This is a genomic window from Stenotrophomonas sp. STEN029, from assembly GCF_056760015.1.
Genome location: NZ_JBRREC010000021.1, coordinates 15,109 through 41,826, shown reverse-complemented (window position 1 = coordinate 41,826; position 26,718 = coordinate 15,109). Strand labels below are relative to the sequence as shown.

Here is a 26,718-nt window from a genome sequence, read left to right as displayed (position 1 = left end):
TGGCTGCCCGCAAGGTCTGGAATCGGTTTCAGGCTGTCAGGTCAGGACAAAACCTGTCCGCTCCGATCAACTTCTGACCGGAGCGGTGGCTTGTTGCTGGCGTCGCTTACAGGTCGCCCAGACCGCTGGCGCGGCCGTCGTTACCCACTTCCAGCAGGCGCAAGGTGTTGGTGGCGCCATGGGTTTCCATGTGCTCGCCACTGGTGAACACCACGCGATCACCCGCCTGCAGCAGGTTGGACTCGACCAGCAGGCGGATGCTGCCGCGCGCGGCTTCGCGCGGGGTGAAACCACGGCTGTCGAAGTTGATCGGGAACACGTCACGCATCAACGCCATCTGCCGGCGCGCACCGTCATGGCGGGTGACCGCGTAGATCGGCGACTTGGCGCGGAAGCGCGACAGGTAACGCGCGGTACCACCGGATTCGGTCATCGCCACGATGGCGCGCACGCCCACGTGCTGGGACAGGAACATGGTGGCCATGGCAATGGCCTGGTCGGCGCGTTCCAGGTTGCGCGGCGAGGCATTGAAGTCGGTCTCGGTCTGGAACTGGCGCTCGGCACCCAGGCAGATGCGGGCCATCGCCTCGACCGCCTTGACCGGATAGGCACCGGCCGCGGTTTCGGCCGACAGCATCACCGCATCGGTACCGTCGATGACCGAGTTGGCCACGTCCAGCACTTCGGCGCGGGTCGGGATCGGGCTCTCGACCATCGACTGCAGCATCTGGGTGGCGGTGATGACCACTTTGTTCTGCGCCAGCGAGGCCTTGATGATCTTCTTCTGCAGGCCCGGCAGCTCGGCGTCGCCGATTTCCACGCCCAGGTCGCCACGCGCCACCATCACCACATCGCTGGCGTCGACGATCTCTTCCAGGTTCTCGATAGCTTCGGTGCGCTCGATCTTGGACACCAGCGCGGCGTAGCAGCCATGCGATTCGGCGATCTCACGCGCGTCATTCATATCCTGCGCATTGCGGCAGAACGAGACGGCGATGAAGTCGACGCCGATCTTGGCGACGATGCCGATCAGCTCCTTGTCGCGCTCGGTCAGCGCACCCAGCGACAGGCCACCGCCCTGCTTGTTCAACCCCTTGCGGTCGGACAGCACGCCATCGTTGAGCACGGTATTGATGATGCGCTCACCCTGCACTTCCACGACCTGCAGCTGCATCAGGCCATCGTCGAGCAGGAGCACGTCGCCCGGCGCCACGTCCTGCGGCAGGCCGAGGTAGCTCACGCCCACCTGGCTGGTGTCACCGGCCGGTGCCGAGGTGCTGGCGATCAGGTCGAAACGGTCGCCGGCCTTCAACGAGATCTTGCCTTCGGCAAAACGCTCGATGCGGATCTTCGGGCCCGGCAGGTCAGCCAGGATGCCGACTTCCACGCCCACGCGCTGGGCGGCGGCGCGCACGTCGGCGGCACGCTTGGCCTGGCCGGACGGATCGCCGTGGGAGAAGTTCAAACGCACAACGTTGACGCCGGCGCGGAACAGATCGTCCAGCACCCCTGGCGCGTCAGTTGCCGGCCCGAGGGTGGCGAGGATCTTGGTGCGGCGCTGACGTTCAATCATTGTGCGTGGTCTCCCTAATAGACCGCCGAAAGTAGCACATCCATTGCATGACAACGATGTCGCATACGATTTCATACGACACTTTCTGCTGTGTCCCAAAGACAGGCCAGACAGTCGATCTGGACATACCGTACGGTATGACAACGCGGGACCTATAGCTGACTTGCATAGGTCGATAAGCAGGGGAGATAGCTCAACACGCAAATGTTGCTGCTGCGTGTTGGATTGAAGATAAATTGTGCTGCTTTGCAGCAGAAAAAGTTGGCAGCGGAGACATGCCGAGGACATCGGGTGACAAGTGGGCGCGCGACTGCTGCGAAAGGGGCTTCCCCCCCTGAAACCTCCCAGATCGTCATTCCCGCGCAGGCGGGAATGACGGATCAATTTTTTCTGTGCAGTGAAAGCATGGAGGCTCCGGTTACCAAAGCCTCAATACACCCGCCCCATCAATCAACCACGCAACACCGCTGCCAACGCATCCGGCGTCGCCGCCAACGCGCCAGCCCCGGCAGCAACCAGCTCCTCGCGGCCACCAAAACCCCACAGCACGCCAACATTGCGCATGCCGTGGTGACGGGCACCTTCGATATCCATGCGCCGGTCGCCGATCATCCAGCACGCTGCCGGCTGCAGCTGCAGGCGCTGCAGGGCCTCGGCGATCAGTTCCGGCTTGTGGCTGCGCGAGCCGTCCGGGGTGGCGCCAATGATGTCCTCGAAACAGCTGCCGAACGGCAGGTGCTCGACGATGCGGCGGGCATGCGGCTCGTTCTTGGCGGTGACCACCGCCAGCCGGTGGCCAGCCGCATGCAGGCCCTGCACGACCTCGCCGATACCGGCGTAGATCGCATGCTCCTGCCAGCCCAGCGCGTCAAAGCGCTCGCGGTACAGCTCAACGGCCCGCTCCACCCGTTCGGCGTCGCCGAATACCGGAGTGAAGCTGGTACGCAGCGCCGGGCCGATCCACTTGCGCAGCTCGGCATCACCCGGCACCGGATGCTCCATCTGTTCCAGTGCATAGGCCACGCAGCGGGTGATGCCGACGGCCGAATCAATCAGCGTGCCGTCGAGATCGAAGAAGAAAACGTCGCGGCTCACTGGCCGCGAGCCTCCAACGCTGCCACCGCCGGCAAGGTCTTGCCTTCCAGGAACTCCAGGAACGCGCCGCCGCCAGTGGAGATGTAGCTCACCTGCTTGGCGATGCCGTACTTGTCGACTGCGGCCAGGGTGTCGCCACCGCCGGCAATCGAGAACGCATTGGAGCTGGCGATGGCCTTGGCCAGCGCTTCGGTACCCTTGCCGAAGGCATCGAACTCGAACACACCAACCGGGCCGTTCCAGACCACAGTGCCTGCTTTTGCAATCAGCTCTGCGTACTGCGCGGCAGTCTGCGGGCCGATATCCAGAATCATGTCATCGGCGCCGACGGCATCGACCGCCTTGACCGTGGCCGGGGCGTCAGCCGCGAATGCGGGCGCCACCACCACGTCGGTCGGCAGCGGGATCTCGGCGCCGCGGGCCTTGGCGTCGGCATCGATCTTGCGCGCGGTGTCGAGCAGGTCGTTCTCGACCAGCGACTTGCCCACGCCATGCCCTTCGGCCGCGATGAAGGTGTTGGCGATGCCACCACCGACGATCAATTGGTCGACCTTGCTGACCAGGCTGGACAGCAGTTCCAGTTTGGTCGAGACCTTGGAGCCGGCCACGATCGCCAGCAGCGGGCGTGCCGGGTTGGCCAGCGCCTTGTCCAGCGCGTCCAGCTCGGCCATCAGCAGCGGACCGCCAGCAGCAACCGGAGCAAAACGAATCACGCCATGGGTCGAGGCCTGTGCGCGGTGTGCGGTACCGAAGGCGTCCATCACGAACACGTCGCACAGCGCGGCGTACTTCTGCGACAGCGCCTCATCGTCCTTGCCCTCACCCACGTTCATGCGGCAGTTCTCCAGCAGCACGATCTGGCCCGGGGCCACGGCTACGCCGTCCACCCAGTCCTTGACCAGCGGCACATCCACGCCCAGCAGCTCGGACAGACGCTTGGCCACCGGCGCCAGCGAATCGGCTTCGCTCCACACGCCTTCCTTAGGACGGCCCAGGTGCGAAGTCACCAGTACAGCCGCGCCCTTCTCCAGTGCCAGCTTCAGGGTCGGCAGCGAGGCGGTGATGCGCTGCTCGGAGGTGATCTTGCCGCTCTCGTCGATCGGCACGTTCAGATCCTGGCGGATCAGTACGCGCTTGCCGGAAAGGTCGAGGTCGGTCATGCGAACGATGGACATGGCAGGATCAGCTCCGCAAAGATGGGGGAAACCGCAATTCTCGCCCGCCCTGCCTGATGGGGCAAACCCAAGGTGCACCGGATGTCGCCACGCCTGCCGCAACCCGAACTGTCCAGCCCCCGCCTGCGCCTGCGCGAAGTCCGGGATGGCGACGCTGCAGCGCTGTTCGCCATTCATAGCGATGCCCGGGTGATGCGCTACTGGAGCTACCCGACCTGGACCGAACTGGAGCAGGCCGAACAGAAGATCGCCGACATCCAGCGCCAGCGGCGTGAACTGGACATGCTGGTCTGGGCCATTGCCGACGCGGACAGCGACCTGTTGATAGGCAGCAGTGCCATCTTCCACATGGACCTGGCACAGGCCCGTGCCGAGATCGGTTACAGCCTGCACCCCGACTGGCAGGGCCGCGGCCTGGCCAGCGAAGCCCTGCAGCTGGTACTTGGCTATGTGTTCAACGAATTGGGGCTGCGCCGTATCGAGGCCGACATCGACCCCCGCAACCTGCCCTCCTGCCGCCTGGTGGAAAGATTCGGCTTCGTCCGCGAAGGCCTGCTCCGTGAGCGCTGGCAGGTAAACGGCGAAATCTGCGACAGCGCCATCTACGGCCTGCTGCGCCAGGATTTCAAACTGTAGCGCCGAGCCATGCTCGGCTGCAGGCCTCACCAGCAACCCACACTACTTGTGGGAGCGGCGTAAGCCGCGAAGCAGATAAATCAACAGCGCAAAAAGCAACCCCTCCCGGGCCCTCCCCTTCGCTTTGCGAAAGGGAGGGAGAGAAGCCTGCTGACTGCGCGTGTGAAGGCCTCTGCCGAGCATGGCTCGGCACTACGTCAGGTGTCTTTTTTTTCTGTGTGGCTGCTGCGGATCAGGCTGAATGCAAAACCCGCTACTGCTGCTGCACCGAGTACCAGCACCGACCACAACACGATGTTCTTCCAATCACGCGGGGCTTCGGCCTGATGGTAGGCAGCATCACCGGCGCGCTGTGCGCCCGCACCCAGCGTTGCCGCGACCGGCTGCCATTGCGCGCCGTTGTGCGCGCGCAAGGCTGCCAGCATCGGATCCAAAGCCGCCTGTGCGCTGCCTTCGTCGGCGCTGCCTGCAACCAGCAGGTAGGGCGCTTTGCCCTGTGCAAGAAACACCACGCTGCCGGGGCGATAGCCCAGACGCAAGCTTGGTGCGGCAGCAGGCACCGCGCCGGGCTCGGCCTGCAGGCGCCACTGTCTGTCATCGACGATGCCCGAGGTTTCCAACGGCGGTGAACGCTGCTGTTTTCCTGCCTGACTGAGGTTCCATGCATTCCAGCCCGTGGTCAGTGTCTGCCACACCGGTTCACCATCGGCAGCGCGCGCGCGATCTTCGTCGCGACTGGAGACAGTCCAGCTCACCGCGCTGTTCGGCGGCATCACCACATCCAGGCGCTGCACCGGGAATCGGCCCTGCAGGCGGTACAGATAGCCATCCTTGCCGTTGCCGCCGGCAGCCGCCTGCAGTTCCTGCCATTGCCAACCGCCAACCTCGACCGCATCAGCGAACTCACCGCGCAAGCCCTGCAACTGCGGCGCGCCGCTGCGCTGCAGAGGTACCAGACGCAGATAGCGCAGCTCTGATTCAACCTTGATGCTGTTGCTGCGCAGCTCGTTGTCCTGGTTGCGCAGCTGCACCAGCCGCACCTGCGGATCCAGCACCTGCCAGCCACGCAGGTCATCGCTGCCTTCGAGGCGATAACCAAGATCCAGCGTCGCCGCGGTGTCACTCCAATCGACCAGCAGTTTGTGCAGCTTGCCCGCCTCGTCACCCAGGTCGACCAGCCATACCGGGTCAGCGCTCCCCGCCGCCCTTGCCGTGCCCACAGAATTGCGGATCGACACCACTTTGCCAGCGGTATCGCGTTCCACCACGACGCTCAGGTCGTCATCACCACCGGCGCTGGCCGCAGGCAATGCAAACCATTGCAAGGGTGCGATGCGCAGCGCGCCGCCCAGCGGCGTTGCAGCCGCGTACACCGCACTGGCCACCGGCTTGCCATCAGCATCGATCACCCGCACATCGCGCAGGTCACGCCAATGCACGGCGGCATACACCGATGCATCCAGCGGCACCCGGTAGGCGCCAGCATCGGGCAGGGACAACTGCAGCGGCCATTGGCGGGCGAAGTCATCGGCTGCAATTGCGCTGAAAGGCAACAAGGCCAGTACCAGCAGGCGCTTGATCATGCGGTTGTTTCCTCGTTGTTTGTTCCAGCACCCTGCCTTCGTGGCGGTGCCGGCGCCAGCCAGCCCACCAGGGTGCACAGCAGTCCGTAAGCGATGAAGGCGCCGATACCGAGCAGGTCACCCAGGTTGCCGCGATCGATCAGCAGCAGCTTGGCCAACACCACGCTCATCAGGATTGCGCCGGCCAACCACAACCCCCACTGGCCGCGACGCGAGCCGGAAATCCAGCCAACCACGCCCAGCAGGCTCCAGACCACGGTCAGGCTGGTCTGCGCCAGTTTCGTGCCAAGCAGACTGTCACTCCACGGCACATCACCCCAGTGATGCACCGCTCGCAGCGTCATCACCGTCACCGTCACCAGCACCAGCGCAGCCACCGCCGTACCAACCAGTTGCATCGGCAACACCGCTGCGCCACCGCTCTGGCGCAGGCGCATCGCCAGCAAGGCAAGCACGGCGATTTCCGCCAGTTCCAGCGGGTTGAGTACGACGATCCACGGCAATGGCGCAGCCGAACCAGCACTGGCCAACGATGTCAGCCACCACAGGCCAAGTGCTGCGAACACAGCGATCTGCAAGGCCTTGCGATAGCCATCAAACGCGGCCCCCAAGGGCTGCGACAACCACGCCCAGCGATACATGGACAACACCGCCAGCAGCAGCCACGGCAGCGCCAGCAACATGCCCACCCAGCCCTCGGCCAGCGCGAAGCGGTCGCCGATATGCCAGGCCAACAGCGACAACACGGTCGGCCACAGCAACCACCAGGCCAACTGCGCCAAACCAGCAACCTTGCCGCTGCCAGCGCGCAGGCACATCAGGCTGCGCACACCCAAGGCAGCAAAGATCGCCCACGCAATCGCTCCGTAGCCTGCGAACGGCTGCCCGTACTCGGACACCTGCAGGAAGGCGACCGGGAAGGCCATCAACAAACCGCCCAGCGTGGTCAGGGACAGCGCCAACGCAGGCGCACGCCGCTGCACTTCCGCCGCCAGCCAACCGGTCACACCGAGTAGCAGCAAGACCGCGTGCAGGCGACTGTCGACCTCGACGAAATCACCGATCTCCAGGATCACGTTGCCCAGCCACCAGGCCAACGCCCACAGGTAGGCCACCGTCGCCACCTGCAGATTGCCTGCACTTCGGTACCACCATGCGGTGGCGAAGCCGGCCACGGCGATCAGCAAGGCACCCATGAAGGCGGCGTTGGCGATGGCAGTCGTCGCGCCGAGATGGCTGCCCGACACACCAATCGCCAAGGCCCCGGCAGCGGCCAGTTGCAGGCCAAGACCCGTCCAGCGGGCCAGACGACGGTCCTGGGTCAAGCCCAGCCAGACCAGACCCGCACCTTCCAGCGCGAATACCGATGCGGTTGCCTTGGCCGACAGGGCCAAAGGTACCGCCAAGGTGGCGAATCCGACTGCGAGAATCGCATAGCCACGTGCCAGCACATTCATGCGCTCGTTGTTGATCAACGCGCGCGCCAATACTGCGTACAACGCCGCCACGCCCAGTGCACAGAACGCCAGGGGCATGCGATCGCCGTGCAGCAATGCTGCCTGCAACGAGAATGCGACCAGCGGCGTACCGAACAACAGGCAGCCATCGATGCGCGCACTGCCAGCGCTGCTGGCCTTGCGGGCATACAACAAGGGCAACAACAGATAAAACACGAAGAACAACACCAGGAATGGCTCGGTGCTGTTGAAATTGGCCGGGGTGTACCTCAACACGCCCCAGGCCGTGCCAATGCCCCAGGTGAAGGCAAACCCCAGCAGGTTGAGGATGCGCCACGGCCGCACCCAGGCGATGGCGAAGATGCCGGCATTGAGCAGCGCGTAGTACGAGAACAGGGCCACATGATTGCCACTGCCGTCGGACAACCAGATCGGCGCCATGAAGCCAGCCAGTACACCGAGAATGGCCAGGGTTCTGCTTTCCTGCAGAACCGCCATCACCGACAGGCCGGCGATCAACACCACACTCAACGCAAATGCGGCGCCAGTGCCGATCATTCCGTAGTTCTTGCAGGCGGAGAACACCACCAGCAACAGGATGCCGATCATGCCGCCCTGCATCGCCAGGGCGAAGGTGCGATGGCTCTCGCGCTTGCGCCACGCGAATACCAGACCCGCCAGCGCAGCGGCACTGATGCCGGCCAAGCGCAGGCTCGGCGGCACCACGAACCAGCCCTGGTCGCTTGCGTACTTCAACAGTGCGGCAACACCGGCCAGCAGCACCAGCATGCCGACCTTGACCGGCACATTGCCACTGGTCAGCCACTGTTTGGCGTAGGCAAGCGCGCGTTCGACGAAGTTCGGTTCGGCAGGCTCAACCGGCGTCCAGGTCTGCTCCGGCGGCGGTTCGCGGCGGGCAGGAATGGGGCGGGGCGGCTCGCCTGCCAGTGGATCGAGCGGATCTGCCCTGGGCGGCAACGGCGGCGGTGCTGGCGACGCAGCGACGGGTTCGGCCGGGTGCGTCGGCGATGCAACCGCCAGCGGCTCGATCACGGCTTCATCTGCCTCTGCCTCTGGCTCGGGCTCGGGGGCAGGCTCGGGCTCCGCCCAGGCGTAGGGCCTGATAGCCTCGGCGCGCTGCCTGCGTGGTGCTGCCTCCGTCTCGCCAGCATCCAGCCGCTCCTCCAGCGCTGCCACGCGGCGCTTGAGCGAGGACACCGATACCAGGGCAACCACCAGCAACACCGGTATGGCCAGTGCAGCCAGTACCAGCAGCACAATCAACAACACCCAACCCTCGTCCATTGATCATCCTTGTGCACCTGAACGTGCTGCATCACCTTATCGGGGCCGCCTGAAAACGCAAGACGCCCCCAGTCAGCTTCAGCCCGCGCCTTGCCGCGCAATGCTTTCAGCCCGGGCGTTTGCGCCGCGTTGAGCCCCAGACTGCACTTTTGTGCGAGCGGCGTAAGCCGCGAAGCCGGTAGATCATCAGATGGCATGTACCAAGGGTTTCAGCCGCCTCAGCTTCGCGGCTTGCGCCGCTCCCACACCGAACGCTGCTCGCGCAACACTGGCGTCGGCTCGATTGTCGGGTGGCGAGTGGACAGCGCCAGGCTTCCAGCGAGACTTCCCCGGCATCACCATCACCCTCAAGCCCGCGCAAGGACCGCGCCAGCAGCAGCCTTCGGTCGTTCATCAGGCCGCACGCCAGTGGCGTGCAAGCAGCCTTCTTCCCCCTTCACCTTCGGTGAAAGGGAGGGCTTTGAATGCAGAACGGGCGCCTTTCGGCGCCCGTTCTGCTTGCAGCTGTTGCGTGGATCAGGCGGCGACGACGCGCACCATTTCCAGGCACTTGTTGGAGTAGCCCCACTCGTTGTCGTACCAGCTGACCAGCTTGACGAAGGTGCCGTCCAGGGCGATGCCGGCTTCGGCGTCGAACACGGAGGTGTGGGTCTCGCCACGGAAGTCGGTGGCAACCACCTTGTCTTCGGTGTAACCGAGGATGCCCTTCAGCGCGCCCTCGCTCTGTGCCTTCACTTCGGCGCAGATTTCAGCGTAAGTGGCTTCCTTCTCCAGCTCGACGGTCAGGTCGACCACCGACACGTCCGAGGTCGGCACGCGGAAGCTCATGCCGGTCAGCTTCTTGTTCAATTCCGGGATCACCACGCCCACGGCCTTGGCAGCACCGGTGGAGGACGGAATGATGTTTTCCAGGATGCCGCGGCCGCCGCGCCAATCCTTGTTGGACGGACCGTCAACGGTCTTCTGGGTAGCGGTGGCAGCGTGCACGGTGGTCATCAGGCCACGCTTGATGCCCCACTTGTCATTGATGACCTTGGCCAGCGGGGCCAAGCAGTTGGTGGTGCACGAGGCGTTGGAGACGATGCTCTGGCCAGCGTAGGTCTTGTGGTTCACGCCGAACACGAACATCGGCGTGTCGTCCTTGGACGGGGCCGACAGGATCACCTTCTTGGCGCCCGCGTCCAGGTGCTTCTGCGCGGTTTCCTTGGTCAGGAACAGGCCGGTGGACTCGATCACCACGTCCACGCCCACTTCGTCCCACTTCAGGTTGGCCGGGTCGCGTTCCTGGGTGAGGCGGATCTTCTTGCCGTTGACCAGCAGGTCGCTGCCCGACACTTCCACGTCGGCCTTGAAACGGCCGTGCACGGAGTCGTACTTGAGCATGTAGGCCAGGTAATCCGGCTCCAGCAGATCATTGATGGCCACGATCTCGATGTCGTTGCCGAAGTTCAACACTGCCGAACGCAGCACATTGCGCCCGATGCGACCGAAACCGTTGATGCCGACCTTGATTGCCATGTTCACAAGCTCCTGCAGCCGCAAAACCGTTGCGGCGGGGTGGAAAGGGGACGCCATTCTAACAGGACCCATGCCCGCCCCGTGGCCATCGGCCCTGCCACCGCAGCTGAGCGCCAGCTGAGCGCAAACCCCTGTTTGATCAGGATCAAAGCGGTACCCGAGCGCTGACCGGACACTGGCGCCACCTCCACCAAGCAACGGAATTACACATGCGCAAGACCTCCGCCCTGCTGCTCTCCGCCATGGCCGCCGCCGTGTCCCTGGCTGCCGCCGCCCCCGCAATGGCCCAGTCCAAGGGCGATTGGACCCTGGGCGTCGGCGTCCACGCGGTTGACCCGACGTCCGATGCCGGCGATCTGAACGGCGCCGCATTGGGCCTGGGCAAGCTGTCCACCAAGGTCGACAGCGACGTCAAGCCGACCGTGACCTTTGAATACTTCGTCGCCGACAACGTCGGCATCGAAGTGCTGGCAGCACTGCCGTTCAAGCACGACGTCAGCATCGACGGCGTCGGCAAGGTCGGCGAAACCAAGCAGCTGCCGCCGGTGGTCTCGCTGCAGTACCACTTCACCAACAGCAGCAAGGTCACTCCGTTTGTCGGCCTGGGCGTGAACTACACCAAGTTCTTCAGCACCGACAGCAAGGGCGCGCTGGCTGGCACCAAGCTCAAGCTGGAAGACTCGTGGGGCCTGGCTGCCCACGCCGGCCTGGACTTCGCCGTCAGCGACAAGGGCGCGTTGCGCGTTGACATGCGCTGGGCCGACATCGACACCAAGGTGAAGGTCAACGGCAACAAGCTGGGCACCGCCAAGATCGATCCGCTGGTGTACGGCGTGGCATACGTCTTCAAGTTCTGAGGCTGGCCGCAGTTGCTGGGCAAGTAGATATTGCCCTCCCCCAGCAAACACGCCCCCGGCCACAACCGGGGGCGTGTTTCGCCATCTGGCGCACGTAGCCGATGGCAGCACAGCCGTTAGAATGGCGGCATGAACAAGCTCCACCGTCTCCTGATGCCGGCACTGGGCATCGCCATCGCTGTCTCCGCAACCCTCCCCGGCCAGGCACTGGCATGGGGCGCGCAAGGCCACCGCCTGGTCGCACGGGTCGCCGAAACCCGCCTGGATCCCCAGGCCAAGGCCGAAATCGATCGACTGTTGGCAAGCGAGCCCGGCGCCAGCCTCAGCAGCATCGCGCCGTGGGCAGACCAACTGCGCGCGAACGACCCCGATCTGGGCAAGAAGTCGGCCGGCTGGCACTACGTCAACATGGCTGAAGACGGCTGCAACTTCTCCCCTACCAAGCACTGCCGCAACGGCAACTGCGTGGTGGGTGCCCTGCAGCAGCAAAGTGAAATCCTGGCCAACCGCCAGCTCAGCGACGCCGAACGCCTGCAGGCGCTCAAGTTCGTCGTTCACCTGGTCGGCGACCTGCACCAACCCCTGCACGCCGGCTATGGGCACGACCGCGGCGGCAACAACTACCAGCTGCAATTCAATGGCCGCGGTACCAACCTGCACTCGGTCTGGGACAGTGGCATGTTCTATCCGCTGCAGCTGAACGACGACCAGTTCCTGCAGCGCCTGCAGGCATTGCCCGCCCCCAGCGGTGTGCACGCGCCAGACCTGCAACGCGATCCCGCCCTGTGGGCCGAGCAGACCTGCCGCATCGCCACCCGCAAGGGCCTGTACCCTGACGGTCACAAGATCGACGAGCGTTACACCGCTGTATGGGAACCGGTCGCCGAAGCACAACTTCGTCTGGGCGGCGAACAGCTGGCCGCCTTGTTGAACCGGCTGCTCGATACTCCCTGAGAGAAACACGCCTGCACCGAAGCAGGCGTGCTTTCAGTGCAGGCTGTCCTGCCTCCGAACCTGCGCCCTGCCCTCCACCACTTCAAAGGTGAAGGCATAAGCCAGGGTTACCGGCACCGTCTCGATGCGTGAGGCAGTGCTGCAGTCCCCGTTCGACGGTGCCGTTACACCAGCCGCGTAGTAACAGACCGCAGCCGGCTCGAACAACCAACCGGAAGTGGCTGCCAGCGCCGCCTGCAGCAGGCCTGCGTTGGCCGCGTCGCTTCCCGCGCCACAGGCCGAATGCGCCAACAGCGGCGCACTGCGTTCCACCCGCCCCTGCGCATCGAGGATGACATTCACACATACCGTGGTGGCATCCAGCGAACGTTTTGCGTACTCCGACGGCAACACCGGATCATCGGCACTTACGGCAACCGGCATGCGGAAGCTTTCCGTGGCCGCCAACTGATAGGGCTGTATCTCGCCTGCGCCACCGGACGACTCGGGCGTCAGCATCTGCCGGTGCTGGTTGAGGTTGAAACTGCTGCTCGCCTGTTCTTTCGCTGGCTGCGTCGCACAACCTGCAAGCATCAACACCACCAGCATCACCGCATGCCCGCGCACCTCAGCCCCTGCTCTGGGTTTCGGTGTAGTGCATTTCTTCTTCGTCCATATCAAACGAGATCGGCACCCGGATAAGGCCGGCGACCGGCTTGCCGTCCTTCATCGCCGGCGTGAAACGCCACTGCCTTGCAGCGGCAATCGACACTTCCTCGAACACTCCCTTGGGATGCGCCTCGGTGACGACGACGTCGGTCGCCCGGCCTTCGGCATCCACCGCGATACGCAGCACCACCTTGCCACTGGTGCCACTGTCGATCGCAGCACGCGGATAGCTGGGCGGTGGCATCCGCCCGGCATTCGGCAAGGTCACCTGCTCGGCCTTGCCGGAAGCTGCCGATGCGATGGCCGGGTCCCCCGCCGCCAAGGCGATCGAACGCAGCTCCAATGCCCAGGTCGAGCGCCCGTCGGCGGTGGATACTTCGATGCCTGCGGCCACATCGGGCTTGATCAGCAAGGTCGGCGACGAAATCAGGTCCCCGTTCGCCTTCAGCGTGCCCTTGAGCGTGAGCATGCCGTCGGCGGCCGGCTGCAGGGTGAACTCCGCTGCCCACTGCACGCCTTTGTCCGAGCTGGCACTGAAGGAAAAAGGCGTGCCTGCCGATTGCTGCAGCTCGAAGCGCTGCCTGGTGCCTTCCAGCGTCGCTTCCACGAAGGTTGCGTACACCGTGCCCTTGCCGGTCGTTGTGGATGTGGAGGAAGAAGACGATATGGACGTCGACGAGGACGTGGACACTGCCTTGCCCGGCTGCGCGGCCCAGGCGGTATAGCCGAAAGCGGACGACAAGCCCAACGACAGCACCAACATGGCACACCACTGCTTCCTGCCTGGTACGGGACGCTTCAACATGGCAATACGCTCCTTCAATGGATGATGGTTCTGCCAGTGACACCCCACCGGCAACGGGGACGCGGCCAGCCCGGTCTTGAGCATGGCCTCGCCGTAACTGCGGCGTGCGCCCGACACCCGGGCAATCACACGTTCATCGCAGGACAATTCCTGGTCTTCGCGGCAGCAACGCAAACCGAACAACAACAGCGGGTTGAACCAGTACAGGCACTGCAACAACGCCAGCAGTGCGTTGATCGCGATGTCGCCGCGTTGCAGATGCACGCGCTCATGCAGCAGCACCAGTTGCTGCTCGATCGGCAGATAGCGTTGCTCGAAGCCAGCCGGCAGCACGATCCGCGGCCGCAACAAGCCCATCGCCGCCGGCAAGCCCGCCACCGCCTGTGCCTGCCACAAGCCGTCATCGCGTTGGCTGAGCAGCCCCAGCCCGCGCTGGAAACTCCTCTGCTGGCGATACAGATGCACCGCCATCAACAGCCCTCCGCCCAACCATGCGCAGCACAGCCACAGCGGCCAATGCGCAATCTCGGCAGGACCAGCAACTACTGCCTGCCCGACCTGTACCGCCACCTCGCTGACCCGCATCGGCACCGCCGCAACCCGTGGTGCCGGCAACAGCACCGCCAGCAGCGTCGCCGGCAACAGCAACCACAGCAGGTAAGCAGCACTTGCCCCGAGCCAGCGCCGCAGCGGCCGGCGCAGGATCAGCGCCAGCGCAACCGCCGCACTGCTGGCCAAGGTGGTCTTCAGCAGCAGCGCAAGGATCTCAGTGCTGCTCATCGTCGAGCCCCTCGAGCAGTTTGCGCAGCTCCGCCACGTCCTCGCGGCTGAGCCGCTGGTGCTGGCTGAAATGGGCGACCAGCGGCGCAACACGGCCATCAAACAGGCGCTCGATCAGGCTGCTGCTCTCCTCCAGCAACCAGGCATCGCGCTGCACCAGCGGCGTGTACAGGAAGCGCCGCCCTTCCTTGGTTGCACTGATCGCCGCCTTGTTGAGCAGGCGGTTGAGCAGGGTCTTGACCGTGGCCTCGGCCCAGTCATTGCCGCCGGGCAGTCGCGCGATGACCTCGTCTGCAGACAGCGGGTGCTGCCCCCAGAGGACTTCCATGACAACGGCCTCGGCCTCGCTGATACGGATCATCGTTTACGCCTGTAATTTTTTACGATTACACGAGTAAACGAAAGCCCTGTCAAGCCCTCACCAAGTGATTCAGGGGGGACATGCTGTAATGCCGATACCCCCGCAGATACCGGACACCATGCCCCATCATGTGACCGACCTCGACGCCGCCGTGGACTGGCTGCTGAGCAACATCCAAGGCCCACTGCGCATCGGCGCCCCACTGGCGCTGGGCAAACCGCACCGTTTGCTCAATGCCTTGTACGTGCGCATCGAACATGACCCGGCGCGGCCGCTGCAGTTGTATACCGCCTTGTCGTTGAACCCGCCGCAGGCCAAAGGCGATGGTTTGGAAGCGCGTTTCATGCGCCCGTTCGTCGAGCGCCACTTCGGCGCCGACTTCCCGCGCCTTGCCTACTCCGACGCCATCGCCCGCGATGCGTTGCCTGCACATGTGCAGGTGGAAGAGTTCTACATGCAATCTGGTGCTTTGCTGCGGTCGACGCAGGCACAGCGCTACTACACCAGTCTCAACTACACGCATGCCGCCGATGCCGTGGCGCAGCGCGCGCCGAATGCGATCGTGCAGAAAGTGGCCTACCGCGAAGGCAGCAATCAGCTGTCGCTGTCGTGCAACAACGACATCACCCAGGACACACTGGATGCCATCGCCAAGCGCGGCCTGCCCAAGCCCTTGTTGATTGCCGAGATTGATCCGCAACTGCCGTGGCTGGGCGGCACCGCCGCCGTTGATCCGGACTTCTTCGATCTGGTGATCACCCCGCCCGGTCCCTACCCGCGGCTGTTTGGCCTGCCGCGGCAGCCAGTCAGCGATGCCGACTACGCCATCGGCCTGTATGCCAGCACCCTGGTGCGCGATGGCGGCACCTTGCAGATCGGCATCGGCACGTTGGCCGACGCGCTCAGCCATGCGCTGGTGCTGCGGCATACCGACAACGCACGCTATCGGCAGATCCTGCACGCGCTCGATCCGCAGATCGCCGAGCACCCATTGGTGCACGAAGCAGGTGGGCTGGGGCCGTTCGAGATCGGCCTGTATGGCTGCAGCGAGATGCTCAACGAAGGCTTCCGCAAGCTGGTGCAGACCGGCGTAATCTGGCGCAAGGTGCATGACGATCTTGGCCTGATGCAGCGCCTGGCCGACGGCACCGCCAGCAATGGTGACCGCGGCCGGCTTGCACGCGAAGGCGAGTACCTGCACGGCGCCTTCTACCTGGGCTCAGCCGAGTTCTACGACTGGCTGCGCAATCTCCCCGATGCCGAACGCGCTGCCATCGGCATGCGCCGCATCAGCGAGATCAACCAGCTCTACGGCGGCAACGAGGCATTGGAACGCCTGCAGCGCCGCGATGCGCGCTTCTTCAACTCCTGCATGATCGCCAGCGCGCTTGGCGCAGCGGCATCGGATGCATTGGAAGATGGCCGCGTGGTCTCCGGCGTCGGAGGCCAGTACAACTTCGTGGCGATGGCGCATGCCCTGCCCGATGCACGCAGCGTGTTGATGTTCCGTGCCGTGCGCGAGGATGGCGGCAAGCCACAATCCAATGTGCGCTGGAACTACGGTCACACCACGATCCCCCGCCATCTGCGCGATGTCTTCGTCAACGAGTACGGCATCGCCGACCTGCGCAACCTCACCGACGAAGATTGCGTGGCCGCGATGAGCAGCATCACCGATGCGGCATTCCAGCCGGCGCTGTTGGATCAGGCCAAGGCCTCGAAGAAACTCGCCGCCAACTTCAGCGCGCCAGCACAGTGGCAACAGAACCGCGCCGAGGTGCTGCGTGCGAAACTCGCCCCCTTCCGTGCCGATGGCAGTCTGCCGGACTACCCGCTGGGTAGTGACTTTGATGCCGTTGAACAGGATCTGGTACGCGCCTTGGGCTGGCTGAAATCAGCGACTGCGACGCCGATGGGCAAGCTGCGTACCGTCGTCGCAGCCTTGCGCCAACCGCCAGCCGAGAACGATGCGATGTACATGCAGCGGATGGGACTGGAGCGACCGGCCAATTTTGGCGAGCGGCTCAATGCCGGTTTGCTGCGGGTTGGTCTGGCGCGGACTGCGGGGAAAGCTTGATTGTGTGCATCGCAACCTGATCGCGCGCCCGGAAGCCTGGGTTTTGTAGGAGCGGTGTAAGCCGCGAAGCTGAGAACTCCTGGCTATCGTCAGCTTTATCTGTTGTCAGCTTCGCGGCTGACGCCGCTCCCACAACGGCTGGGATGCCGGGAAAGCCCCTTGCCGAGCATGGCTCGGCCCTACAGATGTGCTCCCTCCCTTTCGCGGAGGGTAGGGGGGGGGTGGGGAGGGGTTGCCTTCCGCTGGGGTCGCCCCTTGCCGAGCATGGCTCGGCACTACAGATCTGCCCCCTCCCTTTCGCGCAGCGAAGGGGAGGGTTGGGGAGGGGTTGCCCTTCGCGGGGAAGCCCCCTGCCGAGCATGGCTCGGCACTACAGTTGGGGCGAAGCCAAAACAAAGGCCGGGTTTCCCCGGCCTCTGTCCAATCTTGTGATGTAGGACTATCAGCCCGCGATCTGCGCCTTGGCAGCTGCCACAACCGCTTCAGTGGTGATGCCGAAGTGCTTGTACAGCTTGTCGGCCGGGGCCGATGCGCCGAAGGTGTCCAGACCGATGACTGCACCGTCCAGGCCCACGTACTGGCGCCAGAAACCGGTGACGCCGGCTTCGACGGCAACACGCTTGCGCACGGCGTTCGGCAGCACGGACTCGCGGTAAGCAGCGTCCTGGCGATCGAACACGTCGGTGCACGGCATCGATACCACGCGGGTCTTGATGCCGGCAGCGTCCAGCTCGGCCTTGGCGGCCACGGCCAGACCCACTTCCGAACCGGTGCCGATCAGGATCACGTCCGGGGTACCGGCGGCGTCAGCCAACACGTAACCACCGCGTTCGATCTGCTTCACCTGCTCGGCCGTACGCGGCTGCGGGGCCAGGTTCTGGCGGCTGAAGATCAGGCAGCTCGGGCCGTCCTTGCGGACGATGGCAGCCTTCCAGCTGACCGCCGATTCGGCCGCATCACACGGACGCCACACATCGTTGTTGGGGATGTAGCGCAGCGAGGACACGTGCTCCACCGGCTGGTGGGTCGGGCCGTCTTCGCCCAGGCCGATCGAGTCGTGGGTGAACACGTGGATGACGTGTGCCGGGATCAGCGCGCTCATGCGCAGCGCGTTGCGGGCGTAATCGCTGAACACCAGGAAGGTGGCGTCGAACGGCAGGAAGCCGCCGTGCAGGGCCAGGCCATTGGCAATCGCGCTCATGCCGAACTCACGCACGCCGTAGTGCACGTAGTTGGCATGCGGGTCTTCGCCGACCACGGTCTGCGCACCCTTCCACAGGGTCAGGTTGGAACCGGCCAGGTCAGCCGAGCCACCGATGATTTCCGGCAGTAGCGGTGCGAAAGCCTGGATGGCGTTCTGCGAGGCCTTGCGCGAGGCGATGTTCGGCGCTTCGGCCTGCACCTGGGCGATGTAGGCATCGGCCTGGGCAATGAAGTCAGCCGGCAGCTCGCCGTGCGAGCGACGGGTCAGTTCGTCGGCGTCGGCCGGGAACTGTGCGGCGTACTTGTCGAACAGCTGCTCCCACTCGGCCTGACGCAGGGTGCCGGTGCCGCCAGCGCGCCAGCCAGCGTAGATTTCTTCCGGGATCTCGAACGGCCCGTACGGCCAGTTCAACGCCTTGCGGGTGGCTTCCAGCTCGTCCTTGCCCAGCGGTGCGCCGTGGCTGGATTCCTGGCCGGCCTTGTTCGGCGAGCCAAAACCAATGGTGGTCTTGCAGCAGATCAGGGTTGGCTTGTCGAACTGCGACAGCGCCTGCTCGATGCCGGCCTTGATGCTTTCCGGATCGTGGCCGTCGACGCCGCGCACCACGTTCCAGCCATAGGACTCGAAGCGTGCCGGGGTGTCGTCGGTGAACCAGCCTTCCACTTCACCGTCGATGGAGATGTTGTTGTCGTCCCAGAAGCAGACCAGCTTGCTCAGGCCCCAGGTGCCTGCCAGCGATGCGGCTTCATGCGAGATGCCTTCCATCAGGCAGCCGTCGCCCATGAACACCCAGGTGCGGTGGTCGACAACTTCGAATTCCGGGCGGTTGTAACGCTGCGACAGCAGCTTTTCAGCCAATGCGAAGCCCACGGCGTTGGCCAGGCCCTGGCCCAGCGGGCCGGTGGTGGTTTCCACGCCTGGGGTTTCATGACGTTCCGGGTGGCCGGCGGTCTTGCTGCCCAGCTGGCGGAAGGCCTTCAGTTCTTCGATCGGCAGGTCGTAGCCGCTCAGGTGCAGCAGCGCGTAGTGCAGCATCGAGCCGTGGCCGTTGGACAGCACGAAACGGTCTCGGTTGAACCACTTCGGGTTGTTCGGGTTGTGACGGAGATAGTCGTTCCAGAGCACTTCGGCGATATCGGCCATGCCCATCGGCATGCCGGGATGACCGGACTTGGCGGCTTCTACCGCATCAGCGGCAAGGAAACGGATGGCGTTCGCCAACTGGCGGCGGGTGGGCTGCGTCATGGGTCGTCAGAATCAGGAGGCTCCCGCGGAACTGCGGGCGGCCTATTGTCCCACAAGCGACTGTCGGGATCAGTCCGTAAAAGCTGACGGTAGTTTGGATTGGTTTCGCCTGACAGGAACATGCCCAAGCAAAACGGCCACCCTGAACAGGGTGGCCGTTTGTCACTACAACTACCGGGAGACAATCACTCCTGCGGATGATGCCTGCCAATGCTGTCATCACTCTCGCCGCGCGCCACCAGGGTGGTCAGGGCCAGGTCGCCGGTCACGTTCAGCGCGGTACGGCACATGTCCAGGAAGTGGTTCACGCCCAGGATCAGGCCGATACCGGCAGGGTTGACGCCGACCATGGCACAGATCAGCGCCACCACCGGCAACGAACCGGACGGCACACCGGCCGTGCCGATGCCACCTAGGATGCAGACCACCATGACCATGAACTGCTGGCCGATGCTCAGGTCCACGCCGAAGAACTGCGCCAGGAAGATCACCGTCACGCCCTCGAACAACGCGGTGCCGTTCTGGTTGGCGGTAGCGCCGACGGTCAGCACGAAGCGCGAGACCTTGTGCGGGAAGCCCATCTGGTCGGCCACGCGCAGCGCGGTCGGCAGGGTCGCATTGGACGACGCAGTGGAGAACGCCATCACCGTGGCTTCCTGGGTCTGCCGGAAGAACTGGATCGGCGAACGCCCGGCCAGCTTCACCGCGATGCCGTAGCTGACGAACATGTGGGTGGCCAGCGCCAGCACCACCACGCCCACATAGGCGCCCAGCTTGATCAACAGATCGAAGCCGAAGATGGCCGCCAGGTTGAACATGAAACAGGCCACGGCATACGGGGCCAGGCGGATGACCAGGTTGATCAGGGTCATCGAGATCTCGAACAGGCCCTCGATGCCCTTGCGCAGCGTAGCCACCTTTTCCGCAGGCGACAGCACCATGCCGATGCCCAGCATCAGCGCGAAGAACATCAGCGACAGGATCTTGCCGTTGTCCGATGCAGCGTCGAGCACGTTGTCGGGAACGATCGACAGCAGCATGTCCAGGCCCTTGGGCGCGGTGCCGGCGCCAGCCACGATCGCCTTGCTGCGCTCGGCGTTCTCGGCCAGCAGCTTGGCGGCTACTGCCGGGTCAACACCGGCGCCGGGCTGGAACAGATTGACCAGCACGAGGCCGATCAGGACGGCCACGCCAGACAGCACGATCGTGTATGCCAGTGACTTCCAGCCAATACGGCCCAGCGAGCGGATATCGCCCATCTCCGACACGCCCATCACCAGCGCCGAGAAGATCAGCGGGACGATCAGCATGAAGATCAGGCTCAGGAACAGCCCGGAAACCGGCGTGGTCAGATAGGTGGTCACCGTGTGCACCCAGTCCGCGTCAGGGCTGACGAGGTGCACGATCAGGCCCAGCAGCAGACCGAAGCCGAAGCCGATCCCTATTTTCCAGTGGAACGGCATTTTGGCGTTGGTCTTGGCTGCATTGGCCATAAGTGGGTTTCCCTCCAGAGAATTGTTCAGCTTAACAGACGATGTACAACCGCCCTTTTCAGCTTTGTCCTGGATAGAGAGGGTCCAACAACGGTTTTTCCACCACTGTGGTTTGCCGCCAGCGCGGCCCGGCCTTGAATACCTCGCGCAACTGCGCTCGCGCGGCGCTCACGTCGCCCTCGCCGCCCCAGCGGGCGCGCTGCATGCGTTGCAGCGCATCGCGTTGTGCCGGGTCATCCAGTTTCTGCAGCACCGCGTCGAGACCATCCACTCCGCCCATCGCGGCAAGTATGTGTGCCACCTCGTCCAGGCTGCCCGCATCCAGGGCGCGGCGCAGGTCTGCCGTGCTGTAGCGCGGACCAGCGCTGGCAGTTTGCGCAGCAGGCCCGCCGCGGCCCACCGCTGGAGCATGCCGGCGCGACAGCCCCCAGATCAGCGTGGCCAGCCACAACAAGGCGAAACCAGCCGCCAGCGCGGGCCACAGCCACGTGCTCCCGCCGTCCGGCGACGCCTCCAGCGCGTTGCCTGCAGTCACCGCGGCAGACCCGACCGTTGCCGGCTGCATCAGTGGCGGCGCGACCATGCCGCTGTTGCTCCCTTGCGCAACCTGCAACGACAACGCCGGCAACGAGGTAGTGCGTGCCTGCCCTGCCGCAACGTCCCACCATTGCATCTGGATACCGGGCACGGTCAGCGCGCCGCTCTGCTGCGGCACGATCGAATAGCGCCGGGTCAACTTCAGCTGTGGGCTGGAACCCTCGAAGGTTTCATCGAACTGCGGTGGCTCGGCGAACACCTGCGCGTTGTCGCCCAGCGACGGCACCGGCAACTCCGGGAACTGTGCCTTGGTGGCACCGCTGGCGATTGCCTCCACTTCGATCGCAATCGCCTCACCGGTACGCCCGCTGTTGGGCGCGGCGGTATAGCGCAGTTGCAGGTTCTTCAGCGGCAGCCACGGTTGCGGTGCACCGGCGGGCGTCGCGCGCACCTGCAAGGTCTGGTCGGGACCACGGGCGCTGAGCTGGCCATTGTCGCGGCCGAAGAAATCGTCAAAGAAGCCACCTGCGCCCTGCCCGCTGAAACGGGCGCCGGCCACCTGCAAGGGGCCGCTGCGTTCGGGAATCAACAGGAAACGGCGCTCGACCACGTTGTAACGGCGTCCGCCGACTTCGCGCACGGAAGTGCGGTCATCGCCAACGCGCTGCAACGACGCCGCAGCCGGGGTATCCAGTACCAGTTCACCAGACGCCAGCTGGGTGGCGAAGTACAGCCGCACCACCACACCCACGCTCTGCTGCACGTAGGGCTGCTTGTCATCGACCTCAGTCTCGATGAAAGCCAGGGCATTGCCGTCACGGCTGGCGACCGGCGCCTCCTCAACCTTCACCAGCAAGGGCGTGGTGCTGCCGCCCCCCACGCGCAGCGCCGGGATGTCGAGCATGCCGGTGCGGCGCGGTGTCAGCGCCACCGCGTACTGGGCGTAGTTGCGCGAAGCGCCACCGCCCATCTGCAGCTGGCGGCTGCTGTTCTGTGCACCCAGCACGAAGTCGGCTTCCAGTGGCGCATAGTCCGGGCTGCCGGACTGGTCGGTTTCGATGGTCAGCGTGACCGACTCATTCTGCTTGATGCTGTCGCGGTCCAACCAGGCACGTGTCTGCGCCTGCAACAGTCCGGTGACAGCCAGCAGGCCGAGCAACAGCCACAGCTGCATGCCACTGCCGGTGTGATTCTTTCTCATCGCTTTTCCCGCATCCGCCGCTCGTATTCGAGCTGGAATTTCGCTTTCAACAAATCGCCCGGCTCATCCGGCACGCGCTGCATCCACGCCTCCACGGCCTGTTGCTGCTCACGCTGCGCAGGTGTCATTGCCGCCAGTGCGGCCGCGTTCTGCTGCTCACCTTCGCGCGCCTGTTGTTGACGCATGGCCTCGGCCATGCGCTGACTCTGCGCTTGATCGGCCTGCTCCTGCCTGCCTGCATCTTCGCCCTGTGGCGGCGACTGATCCTTGCCGGATGACGATTTGCCATCCGCCTGCGGATTGCGCTCAGGGGACTGCTGGCCCTGTTGCGGCGGGTTCGATTGCTGACCCTGCTGCGGCTGACCCTGCTGCCCTTGCTGTTGGCCTTGTTGATTCTGCTGCGAAGGATCCTGCTGCCCGTTCTGTGGCGGACTCTGCTGCCCGGGCTGGTCCTTGCCCTGCTGCGGCTTGGACGGATTCTGCTGATTGCCTTGCTGGCCCTGCTGCGATTTGCGCTTGCGCGCGGCATCCACCGCGGCACGGTTGGCCACCGCGTCCTGCATCCCGGGATCCGCCTTCAGTGCGCGATCATAAGCAGCGATGGCTTCGTCGTACTTGCCTTGGCGGGCAAGCGCGTTGCCAAGGTTGTACCAGCCCTGCTCGTTGTCGATACCTTCGAATTTTTTCTGTGCGGTGGCGAAATCACCAAGCCGGTACGCTTCCACACCTTCACCCAGACGCTGGTGCTGGCGCTGGTCGGCGCGCTGCCACCAGCCGCCCTGCTCGGCCGCATGTGCAGGCTGCAGCACCGGCAGCATCAGGCATAGCGCAAGTACCGGCAGCACCCGGCGTGGACGACGGAACGCGAACACCGCCAGCAACAGCAGCGGCGGCAACAACCAATAGCCCTCGTCCTGCCACTGCTTGCCAGCACTGGCCAGCTGCTCACGATCCTGCGCACCGTCCGTTGGCTCCAGCACGCCCAAGGCCTGCAGGTCCGCCGAGGTGCTTGCAATGCGCTGGTAGCCGCCACCGCCAGCTGCCGTCAACGCGCGCAATGACGCTTCATCCAGATGCGCCTGTTCTATCGCCCCACGCGGATCCCGATAAGACGCGCCCTGCAGGCTGCCAAGACCGATCGCCGAGACCCGGTAACCGGCGACGCGCAGTTTGCCGGCCTCCGCCACCGCCGCTGCATCAGCGTGATCGCTCAGCAGCAGGATCTCGCCGTTGCGCGCGCCGGACCGCTTCAACAGATCGCCAGCCCAGCGCAATGCCTTGTCCGGACGCTGGCCATCGGCCGGCATCACTTCCGGCGCCAAGGCGTCCAGGAACAGGGCGACATTGGCCGCGTCATCGGTCAGCGGTGCCACGGTGAATGGCTCATAGGCGAAAGCGACCAAGGCCACTTCGCCGCCCTTGCGCTCACGCAGCAGACTGGCCAGCTTCGCCCGCGCCTGCAGCAAGCGCGACGGCGGCAGGTCGGTGGCGCGGATGCTGCTGGACAGGTCAAGCACGATCACCAGCGGCGTCTTCGATTCCCAGAGTGGTTGCTCCAGCTGGCGCCAACTCGGGCCGGCAAGCGCGAGCACCGCCAACGTCAAGCCAAGTGCCAACGCCGCGCTACCCCACCATCCGCGCTTGCCGCCATCAGCCAGCAGGTGGGCCAGCAGGTGCGGGTCCACCGCCTCGTGCCAACGCGCACTGCGCTGACGCCGCCACCAGCTGCCCAGCAAGGCTGCCGGCACCAGCAACAAAGCCCACAGCCACTCCGGGCGCAGAAAGTGCAGATCCTGCCAATTGATCATGACCACAGCCCCCGCCAGGCAAATGCCACCACCCCCAGCAACAAGGAAAACCCCAACGGCCAGGGATAGCGTTCGATGCGTGGTCGCACTGCAGGTCCGGCATCCTTCACCGGCTCCAGTCGGTCCAGTTCGGCATAGATGTTGACCAGTTCATCGGTGTCGCGGGCGCGGAAGAAGCGACCGCCGGTTTCATCAGCCACCTTGGTCAAGGTGGCTTCGTCCACCTGGTCATCGGCACCGGGCAACTGCACGCCGAACAACGACATGCCGCCGGTCCCGCCAAAGGCGATGGTGTAGACGCGCACGCCTTCGGCCTTGGCCAGCTCGGCCGCCTTCAGCGGCTCCAGCACGCCGGCGGTATTGACGCCGTCGGTCAACACGATCAGCACGCGCTGCCCCTGCGGCTGCTCGCGCAGGCGCTTGACCGACAGCGCGATCGCATCGCCCAATGCGGTCTCTCGCCCAGCCAGGCCAACCACGCTGTCGCGAAGTTGATCACGCACGGTGGCGCGGTCGGTGGTCAACGGTGTCAATGCGTAGGCACGCTGGCCGAACACCAGCAGGCCGATGCGATCGCCTTCACGGCGGTCGAGAAAATCCGCCAGCACGGCCTTGGCAGCCGTCAGGCGGTCCACCACCTGGCCGCCAAGCTGCATGTCCGGCTCGCTCATGCTGCCGGACAAGTCCACCGCCAGCATCATCTGCCGCCCCTGCCGCGGCGGCTCAATCGGCTCACCCAGCTGCTGCGGGCGCGCCACTGCAGCACACAGGCACAACCAGGCCAGCCACAGCAGCAACGTCTGCAGTACTGCACCGCCACGCGAGGACGACTGGCCCTGCAACCGCGATGGTTCGTAGGGCACGCGCAAGGCAGCACCACGTTGTTCACGCAGCGGCCAAAGCCGCATCAACAGCGGCAATGGCAGCGCGAGCCATGCCCACGGCCACGCAAAATCCGGCAACAGGCCCGTCCATTGGGAGATCATGTCCTGCATCAGCGCCGCCCGGCCATCAACTGCAGGAAGCGGCTCCGAGCCAACTGGCAGGCACGTTCAACCTCCGCAGCCTCAAGCTGTGGACGAAAGCCCCCGTCCAGCAGCAGACGTCCGCCGCCGCCGCTGAAGTCATTGCCCTTGGCTCCATCAAGGAAACGCAGCCATGCATCGCCTTGCAACTGCACCGCCTGCGAATCGAGCCGCCGCGCTGCGCGACGCAGCAACTCCGAGGCCGCGGCAAGCTTGGCAGGCCCCTGCGGCGCCGCCTGTAGCTGACGGTCAAACAGGGCCATCCAGCGCCGCAACCGGCGCCGACGAATGAAATAAACAGCAAGCACTGCGACGGCAACCAGCACCACCGCACCGATCAGCAGCCACCAACCAGGAGCCAACGGCCACCAACCCGGCGCAGTCGGCAAGTGCACATCACGCAGCGGCAATTGCGCAGCCATCAGCCCACGCTCCGGTTTGGCGCCGCGCCCAGCCAGGCATCGCTGGCATCGTCACTCACCAGGGTACTGACGCGGATACGGCGACCCGGCAGTTGTCGGCACAGCTCTTCGACCGGGGCGACCAGGGCATCGTGCCAAGCGTCGCGCACGGCGGCTGAAGCCAGGTCCAGCCGCATTCGACCGGACTGTGTTGCAAGCGGCAATACGCAGTGCGGCGGCGAAATTTCCAGGGGATCAAGCAACAACACCAACTCCACTTCAACATGCATAGACAGCGCCGACCAGGTAACGGCCGGTACGGCTTGCGCGCTGGCTGGATCAGCCAGTACCACCGCGCGCGCGCCTGGGTGCAATACGCGCGCAGCCTGCTCCAGCGCCAACTGCAATCCGCCATCATCAGCGGGCCGTTCACCGTACCAGCGCACCAGTGCATCCAGCGCTCGCAATACACCACGCGTTCCGCCTGCCGGTGGCACCAGCGCTTGCTGCGCGGAACCCCGCAACGCTGCGATCCTGTCGCCATCGCGTAACGCCGACCACGCAGCCACCGCACCAGCCCGCGCAGCCTGCACCGACTTGAAACGCACGCGCGTGCCGAAGTACAGCGGCGCAGCCGTATCGGCAATCAACAAGGTGACCCGTTCGCGCTCGGTCTGGAACGTCTTGGTATGGGGGGCATCGGTGCGTGCGGTCAGTTTCCAATCAATATGTCGCGCGTCGTCGCCGGGCGCGTACTCACGCGACTCGGCGTATTCCATGCCACGGCCACGCAGCATCGACGCGGCACGTCCGCTGACCGCGTAGTGCCCGCGGCGAGCCTTGCGGCCGCCGGTGGCGGCACCGCGCAGCGCGATCAGTTCGGCCAACTGCGGACGTATGCCACTTTCGGCGGCCGCACTCGTCTGCGCTTGCCTGGCTGTGGGCGCAATCATCGCTGACCCGCGTGCAAACGCGGCCTC

Annotated in this window: 20 protein-coding genes; 4 read left to right on the top strand and 16 right to left on the bottom strand. The window is 64.9% G+C overall.

The annotated features are described in order from the left end of the window. Positions 1–106 precede the first annotated feature (106 nt). From pyk to ACVOLI_RS07040, 3 genes are all read right to left on the bottom strand, one after another. A complete protein-coding gene (gene pyk, locus ACVOLI_RS07050) occupies positions 107–1,573 on the bottom strand; it encodes a pyruvate kinase (RefSeq protein WP_282271308.1) in 1,467 nt (488 codons plus the stop codon). 450 nt (positions 1,574–2,023) lie between these two features. Next, complete coding sequence (locus ACVOLI_RS07045) at positions 2,024–2,668, bottom strand: HAD-IA family hydrolase (protein WP_481534090.1); 645 nt, start codon at positions 2,666–2,668, stop codon at positions 2,024–2,026. Beyond that, positions 2,665–3,843 carry a phosphoglycerate kinase gene (locus tag ACVOLI_RS07040; protein ID WP_303747251.1) on the bottom strand — a complete coding sequence of 393 codons (1,179 nt, stop codon included), beginning with the start codon at positions 3,841–3,843 and terminating at the stop codon, positions 2,665–2,667. Before ACVOLI_RS07040 ends, ACVOLI_RS07045 begins: the two co-directional genes overlap by 4 nt. Positions 3,844–3,924: 81 nt before the next feature. On the opposite strand from ACVOLI_RS07040, the gene ACVOLI_RS07035 reads away from it, so the two are divergent. Beyond that, positions 3,925–4,479, top strand: a complete 555-nt coding sequence (locus tag ACVOLI_RS07035; protein WP_481534089.1) for a GNAT family N-acetyltransferase — start codon at positions 3,925–3,927, stop codon at positions 4,477–4,479. Between the two features lie 197 nt (positions 4,480–4,676). Here ACVOLI_RS07035 and ACVOLI_RS07030 read toward each other — a convergent pair whose 3' ends face one another. The 3 genes from ACVOLI_RS07030 to gap all read right to left on the bottom strand — a co-directional run bounded on the left by ACVOLI_RS07030 (position 4,677) and on the right by gap (position 10,342). Further along, the gene (locus ACVOLI_RS07030; RefSeq protein ID WP_481534088.1) at positions 4,677–6,062 is read right to left on the bottom strand and encodes a DUF3999 domain-containing protein; all 1,386 of its coding nucleotides are present in this window, start codon (positions 6,060–6,062) and stop codon (positions 4,677–4,679) included. Further along, positions 6,059–8,824, bottom strand: coding sequence for a DUF2339 domain-containing protein (locus ACVOLI_RS07025; protein ID WP_481534087.1), 2,766 nt, complete (start codon positions 8,822–8,824; stop codon positions 6,059–6,061). Before ACVOLI_RS07025 ends, ACVOLI_RS07030 begins: the two co-directional genes overlap by 4 nt. A 516-nt stretch (positions 8,825–9,340) precedes the next feature. Next, complete coding sequence (gap, locus tag ACVOLI_RS07020; protein ID WP_282268943.1) at positions 9,341–10,342, bottom strand: type I glyceraldehyde-3-phosphate dehydrogenase; 1,002 nt, start codon at positions 10,340–10,342, stop codon at positions 9,341–9,343. Between the two features lie 209 nt (positions 10,343–10,551). On the opposite strand from gap, the gene ACVOLI_RS07015 reads away from it, so the two are divergent. Next, a complete protein-coding gene (locus tag ACVOLI_RS07015) occupies positions 10,552–11,199 on the top strand; it encodes an OmpW/AlkL family protein (protein WP_481534086.1) in 648 nt (215 codons plus the stop codon). Between the two features lie 129 nt (positions 11,200–11,328). Then, a complete protein-coding gene (locus ACVOLI_RS07010; protein WP_481534085.1) occupies positions 11,329–12,153 on the top strand; it encodes a S1/P1 nuclease in 825 nt (274 codons plus the stop codon). 33 nt (positions 12,154–12,186) lie between these two features. Here the strand turns inward: ACVOLI_RS07010 and ACVOLI_RS07005 are convergent, their stop codons facing one another. Genes ACVOLI_RS07005 through ACVOLI_RS06995 form a run of 3 tightly spaced genes read right to left on the bottom strand, consistent with a single transcriptional unit; the run spans position 12,187 to position 14,747 of the window. Beyond that, entirely contained in the window at positions 12,187–12,759 is a 573-nt protein-coding gene (locus ACVOLI_RS07005) for a hypothetical protein (protein WP_481534084.1), read from the bottom strand. A gap of 1 nt (position 12,760) precedes the next feature. Then, positions 12,761–14,386: a TonB family protein gene (locus tag ACVOLI_RS07000; protein ID WP_481534083.1), complete on the bottom strand. Its 1,626-nt coding sequence runs from the start codon at positions 14,384–14,386 to the stop codon at positions 12,761–12,763. Continuing rightward, positions 14,373–14,747: a BlaI/MecI/CopY family transcriptional regulator gene (locus tag ACVOLI_RS06995; RefSeq protein WP_282268950.1), complete on the bottom strand. Its 375-nt coding sequence runs from the start codon at positions 14,745–14,747 to the stop codon at positions 14,373–14,375. The genes ACVOLI_RS07000 and ACVOLI_RS06995 overlap by 14 nt, the downstream gene beginning before the upstream one ends. Positions 14,748–14,865: 118 nt before the next feature. Between ACVOLI_RS06995 and ACVOLI_RS06990 the strand changes: the two genes are divergently transcribed. Then, the gene (locus ACVOLI_RS06990; protein WP_481534082.1) at positions 14,866–16,824 is read left to right on the top strand and encodes an acetyl-CoA hydrolase/transferase C-terminal domain-containing protein; all 1,959 of its coding nucleotides are present in this window, start codon (positions 14,866–14,868) and stop codon (positions 16,822–16,824) included. A 442-nt stretch (positions 16,825–17,266) separates the two neighbouring features. Here the strand turns inward: ACVOLI_RS06990 and tkt are convergent, their stop codons facing one another. The 7 genes from tkt to ACVOLI_RS06955 all read right to left on the bottom strand — a co-directional run bounded on the left by tkt (position 17,267) and on the right by ACVOLI_RS06955 (position 26,691). Continuing rightward, the gene (gene tkt / locus ACVOLI_RS06985; protein ID WP_481534081.1) at positions 17,267–19,273 is read right to left on the bottom strand and encodes a transketolase; all 2,007 of its coding nucleotides are present in this window, start codon (positions 19,271–19,273) and stop codon (positions 17,267–17,269) included. Positions 19,274–19,458: 185 nt separating this feature from the next. Beyond that, a complete protein-coding gene (locus ACVOLI_RS06980; RefSeq protein WP_481534080.1) occupies positions 19,459–20,766 on the bottom strand; it encodes a dicarboxylate/amino acid:cation symporter in 1,308 nt (435 codons plus the stop codon). Positions 20,767–20,824: 58 nt separating this feature from the next. Then, on the bottom strand, positions 20,825–22,504 hold the full coding sequence (locus ACVOLI_RS06975; RefSeq protein ID WP_481534079.1) for a BatD family protein: 1,680 nt from the start codon (positions 22,502–22,504) through the stop codon (positions 20,825–20,827). Continuing rightward, the gene (locus tag ACVOLI_RS06970) at positions 22,501–24,330 is read right to left on the bottom strand and encodes a vWA domain-containing protein (RefSeq protein WP_481534097.1); all 1,830 of its coding nucleotides are present in this window, start codon (positions 24,328–24,330) and stop codon (positions 22,501–22,503) included. The genes ACVOLI_RS06975 and ACVOLI_RS06970 overlap by 4 nt, the downstream gene beginning before the upstream one ends. Next, positions 24,309–25,307 (bottom strand): vWA domain-containing protein, encoded by a 999-nt coding sequence (locus ACVOLI_RS06965; RefSeq protein ID WP_481534078.1) that lies wholly within the window; start codon positions 25,305–25,307, stop codon positions 24,309–24,311. Before ACVOLI_RS06965 ends, ACVOLI_RS06970 begins: the two co-directional genes overlap by 22 nt. After that, on the bottom strand, positions 25,307–25,759 hold the full coding sequence (locus ACVOLI_RS06960) for a DUF4381 domain-containing protein (protein WP_481534077.1): 453 nt from the start codon (positions 25,757–25,759) through the stop codon (positions 25,307–25,309). Before ACVOLI_RS06960 ends, ACVOLI_RS06965 begins: the two co-directional genes overlap by 1 nt. Continuing rightward, a complete protein-coding gene (locus tag ACVOLI_RS06955; protein ID WP_481534076.1) occupies positions 25,759–26,691 on the bottom strand; it encodes a DUF58 domain-containing protein in 933 nt (310 codons plus the stop codon). The genes ACVOLI_RS06960 and ACVOLI_RS06955 overlap by 1 nt, the downstream gene beginning before the upstream one ends. Positions 26,692–26,718 lie beyond the last annotated feature (27 nt).